At 34.0% G+C, this 15315-nt stretch carries 12 protein-coding genes and 1 riboswitch; of the genes, 3 read left to right on the top strand and 9 right to left on the bottom strand.

From position 1 onward, the window contains the following. Nucleotides 1-113: 113 nt before the first annotated feature. On the top strand, nucleotides 114-1691 hold the full coding sequence (locus BUR17_RS06645; RefSeq protein WP_074229541.1) for an FAD-dependent oxidoreductase: 1578 nt from the start codon (nucleotides 114-116) through the stop codon (nucleotides 1689-1691). 96 nt (nucleotides 1692-1787) lie between these two features. Here the strand turns inward: BUR17_RS06645 and BUR17_RS06640 are convergent, their stop codons facing one another. The 8 genes from BUR17_RS06640 to BUR17_RS06605 form a co-directional block, all read right to left on the bottom strand. Then, nucleotides 1788-3245, bottom strand: a complete 1458-nt coding sequence (locus BUR17_RS06640) for a serine hydrolase domain-containing protein (RefSeq protein ID WP_074229540.1) — start codon at nucleotides 3243-3245, stop codon at nucleotides 1788-1790. 30 nt (nucleotides 3246-3275) lie between these two features. Further along, nucleotides 3276-4334, bottom strand: coding sequence for a serine hydrolase domain-containing protein (locus BUR17_RS06635; protein WP_074229539.1), 1059 nt, complete (start codon nucleotides 4332-4334; stop codon nucleotides 3276-3278). Nucleotides 4335-4487: 153 nt separating this feature from the next. Further along, a complete protein-coding gene (locus BUR17_RS06630) occupies nucleotides 4488-5606 on the bottom strand; it encodes a helix-turn-helix domain-containing protein (RefSeq protein WP_074229538.1) in 1119 nt (372 codons plus the stop codon). 328 nt (nucleotides 5607-5934) lie between these two features. Next, complete coding sequence (tenA, locus tag BUR17_RS06625) at nucleotides 5935-6585, bottom strand: thiaminase II (protein ID WP_074229537.1); 651 nt, start codon at nucleotides 6583-6585, stop codon at nucleotides 5935-5937. Next, nucleotides 6572-7405, bottom strand: coding sequence for a bifunctional hydroxymethylpyrimidine kinase/phosphomethylpyrimidine kinase (gene thiD, locus BUR17_RS06620; protein ID WP_074229536.1), 834 nt, complete (start codon nucleotides 7403-7405; stop codon nucleotides 6572-6574). The genes tenA and thiD overlap by 14 nt, the downstream gene beginning before the upstream one ends. Continuing rightward, a complete protein-coding gene (gene thiE, locus BUR17_RS06615) occupies nucleotides 7402-8040 on the bottom strand; it encodes a thiamine phosphate synthase (RefSeq protein ID WP_074229535.1) in 639 nt (212 codons plus the stop codon). Before thiE ends, thiD begins: the two co-directional genes overlap by 4 nt. Next, the gene (gene thiM, locus BUR17_RS06610; RefSeq protein ID WP_185116686.1) at nucleotides 8037-8834 is read right to left on the bottom strand and encodes a hydroxyethylthiazole kinase; all 798 of its coding nucleotides are present in this window, start codon (nucleotides 8832-8834) and stop codon (nucleotides 8037-8039) included. Before thiM ends, thiE begins: the two co-directional genes overlap by 4 nt. 61 nt (nucleotides 8835-8895) lie before the next feature. Continuing rightward, nucleotides 8896-8988, bottom strand: a riboswitch (TPP riboswitch). 203 nt (nucleotides 8989-9191) lie between these two features. Then, nucleotides 9192-9548, bottom strand: coding sequence for a response regulator (locus BUR17_RS06605; protein ID WP_074229534.1), 357 nt, complete (start codon nucleotides 9546-9548; stop codon nucleotides 9192-9194). A gap of 330 nt (nucleotides 9549-9878) precedes the next feature. Between BUR17_RS06605 and BUR17_RS06600 the strand changes: the two genes are divergently transcribed. Both BUR17_RS06600 and BUR17_RS06595 read left to right on the top strand, forming a co-directional pair. After that, complete coding sequence (locus BUR17_RS06600) at nucleotides 9879-12785, top strand: SusC/RagA family TonB-linked outer membrane protein (RefSeq protein WP_074229533.1); 2907 nt, start codon at nucleotides 9879-9881, stop codon at nucleotides 12783-12785. 50 nt (nucleotides 12786-12835) lie between these two features. After that, complete coding sequence (locus BUR17_RS06595; protein ID WP_159437592.1) at nucleotides 12836-14329, top strand: RagB/SusD family nutrient uptake outer membrane protein; 1494 nt, start codon at nucleotides 12836-12838, stop codon at nucleotides 14327-14329. A 117-nt stretch (nucleotides 14330-14446) separates the two neighbouring features. On the opposite strand, the gene BUR17_RS06590 is transcribed toward BUR17_RS06595, so the two are convergent. After that, nucleotides 14447-14845 (bottom strand): DUF7674 family protein, encoded by a 399-nt coding sequence (locus BUR17_RS06590; RefSeq protein ID WP_074229531.1) that lies wholly within the window; start codon nucleotides 14843-14845, stop codon nucleotides 14447-14449. Nucleotides 14846-15315 lie beyond the last annotated feature (470 nt).

Raw genomic sequence — 15315 nt, 5'->3', positions numbered from 1 at the left:
GGTGAGTATAAATAGAAAATTTCTCAGAGTGGTCTTGATTTTGCAAAAAGAAGTAGTTACTAAAGATGCCATAGTTTTTTAAAAAAAATTATAGCAAATCAAAAGACCATTTTATGAACCGTAAAGAATTTCTCAGACATTCACTTTTAGGAATGGGAGCATTGTATTTCACAAGCTTTTCATCAGTTTTGTTTGCAAAAAATAATGAAGTTAAAGTAGAGACGGAAAACTTAGAAATTGATAATATTATTATTGGTTCCGGTTACGGTGGAGCTGTTGCTGCGTTGCGTTTGGCACAATCCGGACATGAAGTAACGATTTTAGAAATGGGTCTTAATTGGGAAAAATCTGGTGAAAAGTTTTCGCCAATGATTAGTCCCGGAAAATCTGCGGCTTGGTTGAGAACTAAAACGATTGCTCCATTTTTTAATATTTTCAACACCAAAAAATATACAGGAACGCTTGACCGATGGGATTTTAGCAATATCAAAATCTGGATGGGGAGAGGAGTTGGCGGAGGTTCTCTTGTCAACGGAGGAATGGCTGTTTTACCAAAAAAAGATTACTTCAGAGAAATATTTCCAGAACTGAGTACTGAAGATTTTTATGAAAAATATTTTCCATTGGCAGAGAAAGAGCTTGAAGTGAATTCTGCTGACGAAAACTTTCTCGAAAACTGCAGTTTCTATAAATTCAATAAAGTGGGTGAGCAAGAAGCTCATAAAGCTGGGTTTAAAACCGTACGTGTTCCCAATGTTTATGATTTTAAATACATGGAAGCTGAGTACGAAAACAAAGTTCCCCGTTCGGCTTTGGCGGGTGAAGTTATTTACGGAAACAATTACGGTAAAAAATCTTTAGACAAAACATACCTTAAAAAAGCCCAAGAAACGGGTAAAGTTCATATTCATGATTTGCATAGAGTGGAAAGTATTACAAAAGCTTCAGATAATACTTATATTTTAGAAGTTATCCAGACAAATACTCTTGGTGAAACTACTGCAAAAAAGAAAATTGTTTGTAAAAAACTGTTTTTATGCGCCGGTACAATGGGAACTTTAGAATTGCTTTTAAAATCATCAAATGATAATAAAATAACACTAAATCCTGAAGTAGGGCAAAACTGGGGCAATAATGGAAATTTCATGACCGGCAGAAATTTTGTCAAAACATTTTCCGGTGGAACTGGTGTAAATCATTCTACTATCCCTGTTGGAGGAATTGATAATTGGAATGATAAAGAACATCCGTTTTTTACAGAAATTGCTCCCCTTCCGATGGGGATGGATGTGGCTACCTCACTTTATTTAATGATTAGTCCGGTGCCAGAAAAAGGTGCTGTGTTTTTTAATCCTGTTTCTAGAAAAATAGATTTAAAATGGTCTGCAGATAACGTAGCTCTTGCCAGAAAAAATGCAGAATATTTTATTAAAACAATGAATAAAGCAAACGGAGGAACAAGAGCGCACTTGCTTTTTAATAACGGATTCGGAGCCGATATTTGTTACCATCCATTGGGCGGTGCTGCATTGGGAAAAGCAACAGATATGAAAGGCAGACTTAGAGGATCTGAAAATCTTTATATCATTGATGGATCTTTAATTCCCGGAACGATTGGTGTTAATCCGTTTTTAACGATCACTGCGTTGGCTGAATATTGTATTGAGCATATTATTTCTGAAGATTATTGATAAGGTTTAATTATCGTTTCGATATTTAGAAAATATTTATAACTAAAAACGGATGTTTATCATTGTAAACATCCGTTTTTTTATTTCTATTAAAGGTTATTTTGCTTTAACAGCCATTGAAACTGTGGCTGTCAAATCATCTCTTTTTAGAGTAACAAAACTTGCTTTTCCATCTTTAAAATCGAATTTTAAAAGGTTAGGATAATCTGTAATTTTGAATAATCCATTTTTTAGATAAACCAGTTCATTATCATTTTTTCCTTTGAAATGGTCTAAAATAGCTGATTCTACGTAAAGGCGGTTGTTTTTTTCTACTATTTTGGTTTCCATTCCTTGTGCGAAAAGAAAATCATCATACGTCCCAATAAGTTGCTTTTTTAGACTTGCAGGGATTTCCTGAGTTTTTTCATTCATTGTTTTTCCTTCCCAATTCATTACAGATAAAATTGTTTTTTGTGTTGCTCCCATCACCGGAAAACGATTTGGTTTTTCACCATTGGCAAGAAATGCAAAACCATTTCCGTCTTTCATTGTTCCCATCACGGTTCCTCCAACTCCGGTGTTTGAACCATTACAGGTAAACCAGTCATAATTATTGTATCCAAAAGATTTTTGCCATCCGTAGCTCCATCCGCCAACTGCGTTTTTTAAAGCCGTTACTGCCGTTACTTTTTTGGCTACATTGTGAGAAATTACTTTGTTGTTTTTATTACGCAAAGCATTTTGCATTTCGATAGCAATTTTAGCTAAATCAGTTGGGGTAGACCATAATCCTGATGCTCCAACTTGTGGTGTAATTGGCAGACCTGTTTTTATTACTTTTCCGTCTTTGTCATGAACTGATGCAACATTCGTCAGAAATCCTTTTTCATTAGGTTGGATCATTGTTGTGTTTTTTAATCCAAGTGGAGAAAAGATGTATTCTTTTGCAAGCTCTGCAATCGGTTTATTGAAAGTATCTTCCAATGCCATCTGAATGATTGTGTAACCACCACCGCTGTATTGCCAATCGGTTCCCGGCTCAAAAGTGAATTCAATTTCTTTATCGTATCTCGGTATTTTTCCCAAAAGACTTTCTTCCAATGTAGGAATTTTTTCCCCTTCGTAATGGTCTTCGAAACCGCTTTGAGAAGTTCCTGCAGTATGATTTAGAAACTGTTTCCAAGTCGGATTGTTGTTTTCCGTGAACTTGCTTTTTGGCAAATGCCATCTTTTTAAAGATTTGTCAATGGGTTCGTTCAGATTAATTAAACCTTTTTCTTCTAAAATAAAGCAAAGTAACGCTGTGATTGGTTTTGCGATAGATGCTGTAGAAAATGCCGTATTTTCATCTATCTTTTCAGGAGAATTTGCCGACTTCTGACCAAATTGTTTAGAGTAAACAATCTTATAATTTTCAAAAACAACTACGCTAAACCCCGGAAGTTTATATTTGTCTAACTGTTCTTCAATTTTCAAACTATCGGTAAGAAAACTGTATTCTTTTTTCTGAGCAAAAACCTGAAAGCTTGCAAAGAATAATAGGAAAAAGCTGATGTTAAATATTGTTTTCATTGTATTGTTATTTAAGGTTTAGATAAAAATTTATTTTAAGATATTTTCATAGATCACGTTCAACAGATTCTGTCTCATTTTTGAGTCTCTTTTATTTAAAAGGATGATAATTCCCCAGTTTTTAGCTCTATTGTAACAGATGATTGATGATTGTCCCATAGAGTCTCCAGATTTTAGATAAATTGTATCTCCGTCTTTTGTATTGATGTTGAATCCCAATCCCATTTCTCGTTTAGCATCTTTATAATAAACTTTTTCTGCAATTAATGCCGCATTTGATATTTGATTTCCGCTGTTTAAAAGAACTCTCATATATTTAACCATATCAGAAGTATTAGACTTTACCAATCCTGCCGGTGCAGTAACATTCCATAAGAAAAACTCTTGAGCTCCGCCATCAGGATTATAGCCTGTTGTGATGTTTTTTACCTTGAAATCTTTTGTTAAAGTTTGGTTCATTTTTGCAGGCTTCAATATTTTTTCGCGGATAAGCTCGTCATAACTTTTGCCATATACTTTCTCTAAAATCTGTCCAAGTAGTGTAAAGTTGATGGTAGAATATCGAAAACTTCCATAGTCAATAAGATCTGTGCAGTTATTGATCATCGTTGCTAATGATTGCTCTGTAACGCTGCTTACGGGTTGTTGCGAATTGACTTCTATTAATTTTTGAAAATCGATGTCAGGTAATCCCGATTGATGTGATGCCAAATCTGAAATTTTAATTTTATTCTGAAGGTTTTTCTGTAGAACATATTGTTTTGGCAGATAGCTATCGATGTAATCATCCAGTTTCAGTTTCTTTTCAACAACGGCTTGCGCAATCATATTTCCAGTTAATAATTTAGTAATAGAAGCAATCTCGAAAATCGAATTTTTATCAATATTCGTTGTACTTTCTTTACTCAGTTTGCCGTACGATGTGTAGAATTCTTTGTTGTTATTAATGAAGCCAACGCTAATACCAACGTCAGGATTTTTTTGATAATTATCTTTAATAATTGAATCGATTTTTTTAGAAAAATCCTGTCCGAAAGTAAAGTTGCAGATTAATAATGCTACAGCTAAGAATGTGAATGATGTTTTCATTGTATCGTTATTTAAGGTTTGATAAATATTTCGATACAAAGATGTGGAAGAGCAGAATCTTATACGACCGAATAAAAGTATTCGGCCTTATTTCGATAAAAAAATTGGTATGAGTAATAAATTAGAAAGTACGAGTAATTACAAACGGTTGTTTTACACTGCTTTACGATAAGCGGTAGGAGTGTTTCCGGTTTGTTTTTTAAAAGCTGTATTGAAAGAAGATTTTGAATTAAAACCAACTTCATACAAAATTTCGAGAATGGTAATCTTCGATTTTGATGAATCTTTCAGGATTTCCATGGCATTTTCAATTCGGTACGTATTAACGAAATCATAAAAATGCTGCCCCAATTGATGATTAATTAAAACTGATAATTCGCGAACAGGAACATTGATTTCTTTTGAAATATCCTGAATCTTTAAATCCGGATTAAGAAACGGCTTTTCATCAGTCATGTATTTTTTAAGCTTCAATAAATCTTCATTCAGTGTTTCCGGTTCTATTGTTTTTTCTTCCAAAGAAAAATCGGAAACGAGCTTCATTTTTGAATCAATATTTCTAAAAAGTCCCGGATAATTAAGTGCTTTGTACAGATACCAACAAGTGATAAAAGGTTGCAGCAAGAGAATTCCTATCTTGATCCAATCAGAAATGTAAAGATAATCAGAAAATTTGAAAATATTTTTGAAAATAACAATTAGGTAAAGAGCCGTTAAAACGCTGGTAAGTTGAAACAGCCATTGATAAGAATTAAGATTTCCACCTGAATTATTTTCCAGATAAAGTTTTTTTGCTCTTCTCAATAATAGAAAAATTGCCGTAAAATATACCAGAACCTGAAGATGAAACAGCCAATGAGTCAACTGCAACTCTATCATATTTTGGCGGTTGATGATGAAGTCGAGCTTTGAAGCAACATCTACACTATAAAAACGGGGCAATAACGCAAGATTGACAATAAGGAACGGAAGCAGGTGAAGAAGATATTTCGGCTTCCATCTAAAATCTGAATGACAAACCGACAAAACATAAAGATAAAAAGCAGGAATTTGCATGTAAGACAGTGTCGTTCTAAATATTCCCAGATTTGAAGGACCATTTGTAAAGTGACTGATCAATGGTTCGCTGGTATCAATAGCAGTTATGATAAGAAAAAATGCGAAAATACGGTTGCTTGTTTTGTGTTTAGTAGTGACCGTTAGCATAAAAAACGCCAAAAAAAATGAAATGAACAGCGAGATGCCCGTTACAATATTTAAGAAATTATCCATTCACCAGATCTCTTTTAGATTATAGTTTTTTGTGCTGTAAATATAAATGAATTGCTAATAGATACCATACTCATATTTCCAAAATTTTATGAATAATAAAACCTGAGTCCAAATGGTATGAATTATTTGTTTTTTTAATACTTAATAATTTAAACCGCAAAAGAAACAAAAGATGATAGATTGTTTTTATACAATCAAAAGTTTACAAAATAGATGTTAATCATGCTTAGTTTTGTAAGCTTTTGAATTTCTATTTTTCAATCATTTCTTTTGATGCTTTTGCGGTAAATAAAAATATTTTAAAATGAATAAGCTTCTTTTTTCAAAGTTAAATCCAGGTTTTACTGTCATAAGCTGCTTCCCAGAAATAATATTCCATTCGGGAGGAGGTTAAAAATGCTTCTGTCATTTTTTCTCTAATCGCAGGAGTTGTAGAAGCGGCTACCTCATCGCAGATATTAATCGCCTGTTGTACGGCTTCTGCAAATTCTTCACCGCCATACGTTTCAATCCATTTTTGGTAAGGATTATTTTCAGATTGTATGGTATTGTAAATGTGGTCTCCTACTTTTTTATAGATCCAAAAACAAGGCAATACTGCCGCCATCGCTATTTCTACGGAATCTAGTGCAGCGGTACTTTTAAGAAAGTGCACATAATGATGACAGACAGGCTGCATTGTACCTTTATCTATTAAGCCAAAATCTTTAAAATAAGATTCATGAAGTGCATTTTCGACGATAATTGCTGTTTCTGCATATTTCAGATATTGCAAGGTATTACTGATATCATACGCTCTTGCTGCAATCAACGCCAATGCTCTTCCAAAATGCTCGAGATATAAAGAATCCTGAGCCATGTAAAACTGAAATTTTTCTTTGGGAAGACTTCCATCTGCCAATTGAGAAACAAAAGGCATGGTAAGAATGGCTTGGTATCGTTCTTCAGTTTGTTTCCAGGTTAATTCAGACCAACTCATTTTTAATTATTTTATGAGGATTAAAAAAGTGATTAAGAGGACCATTTCCTTTTCCGACGACAACATCTTTTCCGTTTTTAATAGCTTCAAAAACATATTGTTGTGCCAATTCAACCGCATTAAATAAATTTTCTCCTCGTGCTATAAAAGCAGCAATTGCCGAAGAAAGCGTACAGCCGGAACCGTGGGTATTATTCGTAGCAAATTTTATAGTTTCAAAACTAGATTGTTTACCGTTTTCTTCAAACAATAATGAAGTAACAGTTGGTAATTCCTGATGTCCACCTTTAAGAAGAATATTTTTACAGCCTGATCTTAAGATCTTTTCACCCGCAATTTTCATATCTTCTAACGTTTTAACCTCCATTTTTGCCAATATAGAAGCTTCATCCATATTCGGGGTGATAATTTCTGCGATGGGAAATAATTGTTCAATAATGGTTTGAATGGTTTCTTCTTCAATCAAACGATGTCCGCTTGTGGCAACCATGACAGGATCAAATACAATGGGAATCTTTGGATATTTACTTAAAGTTTTCACAATAGCTTCAACCAATTGAGGCGTATGAACCATACCAATTTTAATGGCATCAGGAAAAATATCGTCTAGTACAGCTTCTATTTGATCTGCAACAGCCTCCACCGAAACAGGATATATTTTTCTTACGCCCATTGTATTTTGAACAGGAAGTGCAGTAAGTACCGATGTTGAATAACATCCCAAAGCTGAAAATGTTTTGATATCTGCCTGTATTCCTGCGCCACCACTGCCGTCAAAACCTGCAATTGTAAGAACGGTAGGATAAGTATATTTTTTCATTTTACTATTTCATTTTTAATTTTATACGCTGCTTTTTCAGGATTTTTGGCACTGCAAATGGCAGATACAACAGCTAATGTATCTGCTCCTGCTTTTATAATGGAGGCTACGTTTGAAGAATTGATATTTCCGATGGCAACGAGTGGTTTGTCTGTAAGCGATCTTATTTTTGATAAACCTTCCAGTCCCCATTCAGTCACTGTATCTTTTTTGGTGTCGGTGCTAAATATGGGACTGATTCCCAGGTAATCTGACAATTCTGTGTTTACATTTTCAAGTTGGCTTAAATATTCAATAGAATATCCGATCATTTTATCTTTAAAAAACAATTCATTTCTGAGACTTGACGGAGATTTATCATTATTCCCGACATGAATTCCTGCTGAACCAATTTTTTCAGCAACCTCAAAATGATCATTAATAATAAGCGGAATATTGTATTTATCAGTGATTTCTTTTAATGTAAATGCTTTTCGAAGAAAATCTTCTGTTGAGGTATTTTTTTCACGCAGCTGAATAATATCAACACCACCTAGAATCGATTTTTCTGCAACTTCAAGAAAGTCTTTTCCTAAACAATCTTTCTCTGAAATCACCAAATATAACTGATAGGGAAATGATGGTTTTAAAATCATTGTTTTAGCATTTTTAAATGATCATAAAACTCATCTTCTGTAATATTGTACAGTTTATCAATGATATTGAGTTGTAAACTTCCCGGACCTGCACTTTGTTTAGCTGCTATTTCTCCTGCGATACCCAATAAACTCATTGCAGCAATAATAGCTTCTGTTTTGTCATCAATAACTCCGATAAAAGAACCAATCAGTGCAGTTGCTGTACAACCCAATCCGGTAACTTTTGTCATCATCGGATGACCATTTTTTAAATGAATTTCTTGATTTTCACTAATGATGATATCGGTTTCTCCTGAAATACAAACTAATGATTTGTGGTTTTGAACTAATATTTTGGCAGCTTCTACAGCTTCATTACTTTTTGCTGTACTGTCGACTCCTTTTGTAATGGTTTTACTGGCTTTTGAAAGAGCGATAATTTCAGAGGCATTTCCTCTGATAACGGTCGGGTTTAAAGAAAGAATCTTACTTAAAACCGAATCACGATAAGAGGTTGCTCCGGATCCAACAGGATCTAAAATCCAGGGTTTGTTTAATTCATTCGCTTTTTTTACAGCCAGAAGAATTGATTCTTCCCAATATTCATCAACTGTACCGATATTGACAACCAGTGAGTGCGAAATATTTACCATTTCTTCCACTTCAGATTTTGCATGAGCCATTATAGGTGATGCGCCAATTGCTAAAACCGCATTGGCAGTGCTGTTCATTACCACATAATTGGTGATACTGTGAACAAGGGGAGAAGTGTTGCGTACTTGAAGGATATTGTTCCAAAGATTATTTTCCATTCTAATATTTTTATCAATAAAAGCTTTAGGATAAATCCGGAACAACAGTCATCATTTTAGAATATGACATATTGCTTTTCCCTACGTCGGTGTAAGCCGTATCAGGTTCAAAGGGACTCTCTCAATTCTTTTCAGAATACCCCTAAAGCGTACACAAAAGTATTGAAAAATACTTCTTTAACTGCAAAAGCGACAAAAGATTTTATGATGGTATTAAATTATTCAAAAGTTAGCAAAACAAGTATTAAATGAAAATTTTAGATTTTATAAACCTTGAATTTCTTTTTTTCAATAAAAACAAAACACCCTAAAACAAGATGCTTCAGAGTGTTTTTATTTATAATAATTGATAGAGTATTAAGCCGTTAGTTTTTCAATTTTAACAAGAACATCATCAATGTCAAATGGTTTAGAAATAAATTCATCGGCATCACAAGAATTGATTACATTTTCGGCTTTTGCATGAGCACTGATGATCATTACAGGAATTTTTGAGGTAGCTTCATCTTCTTTTATTTGATTGCATAAATCGGTTCCTGAACCATCGGGTAATCTTACATCTAAAATAAAAACATCCGGAATAACCGATTGATCTCTATTGTTGAAGGCTTCAACGGTTGCAAATGAACGTACGTCATAATTTTCGAATGACAGGAGCAATTGTAATGCATCTCTGATGCCTGTCTCATCTTCTACGATAAAAATTGTTTTCATACCTCTTGCTTGGCAAAAACAAAGCCAACATTGAGATTGTATGAAAATATTTCGAAACAGATTTCTATCAAATCTGAGTGTATAAGCTTGAAAATCTTTTCTTTTTTTGAAAAAATATAGCTTAAAAGTTGGCTTTAAATAAATTATTTGCCAGTATTTCTTTTTAAAGAGATTTGAGCAGGTAACAGCAGGATAGCAGAAATTTTCGATAAGTATACTTTTATAAAAATAAAAATATGAGAAATATCATGTCTTTCCAGATTTAACTTTTCTTACGTTTTAATTTACGAGAAAGTATAAAAGTAATAATTATTAATCACCAGTCACGAAATGAAGAAATCTATAATAACTCTTGGTATTTTACTAAGTACCACAAGTTTTATCTTCGCACAGGAAAAACAATCTACCAATAAGACCACGGATAGTACAAAATCTAAAACAAAGGAGATAGAGGAAGTAGTCGTTATTGCTTATGGTACACAAAAAAAAGGAGAAGTTACCGGTTCTGTCGGAAAAGTGAATGTCTCAAGTTTTAAAGATCGTCCTATTTCACGGGTTGATCAGGCATTAACAGGACAGATTGCAGGTGTTAAAACCCGTGCTACTTCAGGAAAACCGGGAGAGCCACTGGAAATCAGAGTTCGTGGTTCGGCTTCGATATCGGCAAGTAATTCTCCTCTTTATGTAGTAGATGGAATGGTAGCGGATGATATGGCCAACATTTCTCCGGATGATGTGCAATCGATTGAAGTACTTAAAGATGCCGCATCTACAGCAATGTACGGATCACGAGGTTCTAACGGAATTGTGATTGTAACAACCAAAAAAGGAGTTTCTGGAAAGCCGTCATTCTCATTTTCCCAGTATTATGGGGTTCAGACTATTGAAAAAAAGCTGGACATCATGAACAGTGCAGAATGGATTGATTATGCAACCGAATCTATTAATAAAAGATGGGTGGCTTTATCTCCTGGTAATTCAGCTTCAGACAGCTATGCGGTAAGAGCAAATTATTTTAATCTGGCAAATACTACCGATTATAATTTAGCAAATATTACTTATATGGTAGATCCGAGATGGGGAACCGATCAGGTTGCAAATATTGATTGGCAGGATGCTTTTTATCGTCCAGCCGCAATTCAGAATTATCAGTTATCGGTAAGAGGAGGAAGTCAGAATGTAAAATATGCGATTTCGGCTGCGTATTTTGATCAGGAAGGTATGGCGCTAAATACTGGTTTTAATAGATTCAATTTAAGTGCAGTTATTGATGTCAACATTTCTGATAAATGGAAAGCGGGAATTACTTTACGACCAAGTTATTCTCAAAGTTACGGAGCTGCAGTAGACGGAAAAGATAATGAAGCGCATAAAATGCTTTCTATGGTTCCTGTTGCAGAATTATCTGCAGGTCTTTATACCAATTTCTGGAAAAATATAAGATACAGATGGGCTGGTTCTACAGTAAGCCCGATTGGAACTTTAGAAAACACAACGAATGATACCAATGAGTTCAGATTGTTGTCTACGATGTACATGTCTTATGATATTTTACCGGGTTTAAATTTTAAAATTTCGGGAGGTGCTACAAATAATTTTAATATCAATACGGGTTACATTCCAACTTTTAATTTAGTTACCAATATTCCGGGGCAGGTAAGTATTGCGAGCAGAAGAACGGTAAATTATAACCGATATTTAGGAGAGGCTTTATTAAATTATAAAAAGACTTTCGGAAGCCATACTATTGCCGCTCTTGCCGGATATAGTGCAGAAAACTACAGAACGACTTCGCAATATAATCGTAACAAAGGTTTTGCGAATGATGATTTAAAAACGTTTAACTTCACTCAGTCTGCATCAGTATTAAACTCAGAATATACTGCTTCAGAATGGATGTTGACTTCATTGTTTGGTCGTGTAAACTATGACTACCAAAAAAAATATATGCTATTTGCAAGTATTCGTAGAGATGGCTCATCCAGATTTGGATGGAACAATCTTTATGGAACTTTCGCAGCATTTGGGGGAGCATGGAAAATGGATGAAGAAGAATTTTTTAAAGATAAAACATGGTTAAGCAATTTAAAACTAAGATACAGTTGGGGAGAAAATGGGAATAATAACATTGGAGATTACCGTGCTTTTGGTACACTTGCCGGAGGTAATTATTCATTTGGCGGAGGCTTATCAAACGGTTTAATACCCAATACAATTCCCAATCCGAATTTAACCTGGGAAAAAACACAGTCTTCAGATTTTGGTTTTGAATTAGGCTTATTCAACAGAATTGATTTTACAGCAGATTATTACATCAAAAAAACCAATGATCTTCTTTTGCAGCAGCCAATTCCTTATACAACAGGCTACAATATTATGTGGAAGAATGTAGGTTCGGTTCAAAACAAAGGTTTAGAATTCGAACTAAGCACAAAAAACTTAACGGGAGCATTTAAATGGAATACTTCGGCGAATATTGCCTTCAATAATAATAAAGTTTTACAATTGGGAAGTGATAATGCGCCTATTTATACAGGTTTTAGCAGCAGTACCAATATTATTAAGGTAGGGGAAGAGCTTAATTCATTTTATTTATATGAAGCGATTGGGGTGCTTTCTACTGCAGATATTAATAATTCAGCAGTTGCCAAAACAACTGGAGCGATTGCAGGAGACGTTAAATACAGAGATTTTAACGGTGATGGGAAAATTGACGAAAATGACCGTCATATTGTAGGAAGTCCTACTCCTGATTATTATTGGGGGTTTACCAATACATTTTCTTATAAAGGTTTTGATCTTTCTGTGTTTTTCCAAGGTCAGAAAGGTGGATATAGTTATGCATTGCTTGGACGTGCAATTGACCGTACCGGAATGGGAACTACAACTAACGTAATGGGGAACTGGGCAAATCGTTGGCGTTCTGATGCAGATCCGGGAGACGGAAAAACACCAAGATTAGACGGTACTACAGGAAGTCTTTTAGATACAAGATGGTTGTATGATGCGACTTACATTCAGCTGAAAAATGTGACTTTAGGATATAATTTTGAGCAGGAATTAGTGAAAAAATTAAAAATTTCTAATCTAAGAGTGTATGTCAGCTTAGAAAATGTCTGGAGAAAAGATCATTATTATGGTGGCTACAACCCAGAATCTGTACAATCAGACGGTACCGATTACGGAGCATATCCTAATGCAAAAGTATATATGATGGGCTTAAACTTTAACTTCTAAATTTTTAAAAAATGAAAATCAATTATAAAAAAAATATGTCTTTCTTAAATATGAAATCTCTCACAAAAGCATTGGTATGTGGAACAATGATGTTGGGAATGCTGAGTTGTGAAGACGATTTAAGACTCGAACCGGAAAATAATATTACCCAAAATTCTTTTTATACGACAGAATTACAGATTCAGCAGGCGTTGTCTGGAGTATATTCTGCGATGATAAATTCCTCATCAAGAGGTGGCTATGATGTTAATTTTTATTTATTGGCGTCAGAAGTTCGTTCTAATAATTTTAATGCCATCTCGCAAAACGGAAATAGAGATTATTACGCCATCAATCGCTTTCAGGATACTTCTTCTACAGAAGAAATGGAAATTCTTTGGGAAGATGCTTATCAGCAGATTTCTTACGCCAATATGCTTTTATCAAGAATTGATGCTGTACCTTTTGCAGTGGCGGCAACAAAGGAACAGTATCGATCTGAAGCCCGTTTTTTAAGAGCCTATGCTTATTTTGAGCTGATGCGAAGTTTCGGAAAAGTTCCTTTAATCGATCATCCTGTAAGTCCGGAAGAAGCTGCCACAATTCAAAGAACAGATTTGGCAACGCTTTATAATTTCATTACTTCAGAGATTGAATCATCTATTGGAGGTTTAAAAAACACCTACGATAATGCAAACAAAGGAAGAATAACAAAATCAGCGGCTCATGCCATGTTAGGAAGAATTTATCTTACCGGGTCTGGTTATCCGCTCAATAATGGAGCGTATGTTGCCAAAGCAAAAGACCATTTATTTACCGTTATTCAGGGAGAAGGTCAGTTTGTCACCTTTGCGCCTAATTACGCAGATTTATTTAAAAGTGCGAATGATAATAAATACCATATTTTCGAAATTCAGCATATCAGTGGCGGTTTGTCTCAAGGTTCTTATTTGCCAAGTTATGTCTCACCAAATTTTGGAGTGACTGATCCTTTCTACAATCCGCAAGGAAGTTTGTTTAGTTCTGCGGAATTAGGTGTTTCACAATCATTGATTGATGCCTATGAACCAGGAGATTTGAGACTTCCGTTAACAATTAAAACCAGCTTCATTGCGCAAAATGGTCAACCGGATCAGGCTAAATTTTTTGTAAAATTCCGTGAAAAAGGAATCGTTCTAACTAATCGTTACGACTGGCCGATTAATTTCCCGATTATACGTTATGCAGACGTTCTTTTGATGTATGCAGAAGTTTTAAATAGTCAAGGAAATACAGCTGCTGCGGTTCCATATTTAAACAAAATTCGTCAGAGAGCAGGTCTTACAGCGGTTTCTACCTCTATTTCTGCGAATGATTTTACCACGGCGCTTCGAAAAGAAAGAAGAGTTGAATTTGCAGGTGAAGGTGTTTATTGGCATGATTTGGTACGTTGGAATACGGCTGTAAATGTCATCAACCAAGCTGCAGCAAGTCTTAATTACAACTTTACGATTACAACCAATGATTATCTGTATCAGATTCCTTTATCTCAAATTCAGGTTGCGGGATATGAACAGAATCCTTAAATTTTTTTTAAGTTGATTGATGTTTCTGAAAATGAATGTCAATCAACTTTACCTTCATAAAAATAGAAAATCCCGAAGCAAATTTGCTCCGGGATTTTTCGTTATATATAATTTGATTTAGTGTCTTTTAAATAAGATTTCGTCCATTTTTGACTGCTTTACATAAATCTTCTGAAAACTTACCGGCATATATTGATATAACATATTCCATTGGTGAGTGTCGGTTTGTTTTTTAAAACTTCTGAAAGATCTTACAAAAAGATTCTCAATAATCTGTTTTACGTTTTGCGTTCCGTTTCTGTACAACCAGTCCATCATTTTGATGTTGTGATTTACAATATTAATCTTTGATTCCTGCAATAGATTTTTTAAGTGATCTACGGTTGTCTGAATGATTCCTGCAAAATTATCTTGTGCTGAAAGTTGCACGATCTCCTTTTGTAACGAAGGATAGAATACTTTTAAATGTTCAATTGCCCCATTTTCATTAATTACTTTCTTCTCAATATTTTTCATTTTAAATATTTTTCAAAACATTCTTGTATTAGCTAAAAGCGTACCAATTTCTTCATCATAATGTTAAAAAATTGCTCTTCATGTTAATTTTGTTTTAATTGCAAAGCTTTTGGTAAGTCTTTTATTAATAGTTGTTTTGATGAAATATTATCTCTTTGTTTAGTGATTAAATATATAATGAATTGATTTTTAATGCAATTAATTGAGATTGGTTTTTATTGTTTTAAAATGAAACATTTAAATTTTGTAATGAAAATTTTAAATTCAGATTTTGATGAAATTTTTAAATTTTCAGAATTAAAGAAAATTGGGCTCTCATTTTTTGTAATAACAAAAATTCGAGCAACAAAAATTGATTTCAAATACCTATTTTTCAAGCTTAATCAGCAACTTGTTGCCATCTTTGCTGCTTAAAGACTTTATTTATTAAATCAATCTTTGCGTTGTTCTGAAAATATTATTAATTAACC

Origin of the sequence: Chryseobacterium scophthalmum, from assembly GCF_900143185.1 — a bacterium.
GTDB lineage: Bacteria > Bacteroidota > Bacteroidia > Flavobacteriales > Weeksellaceae > Chryseobacterium > Chryseobacterium scophthalmum.
Note: the sequence above shows the minus strand (reverse complement) of the source record. Positions and strands in the feature narration are given on the sequence as shown.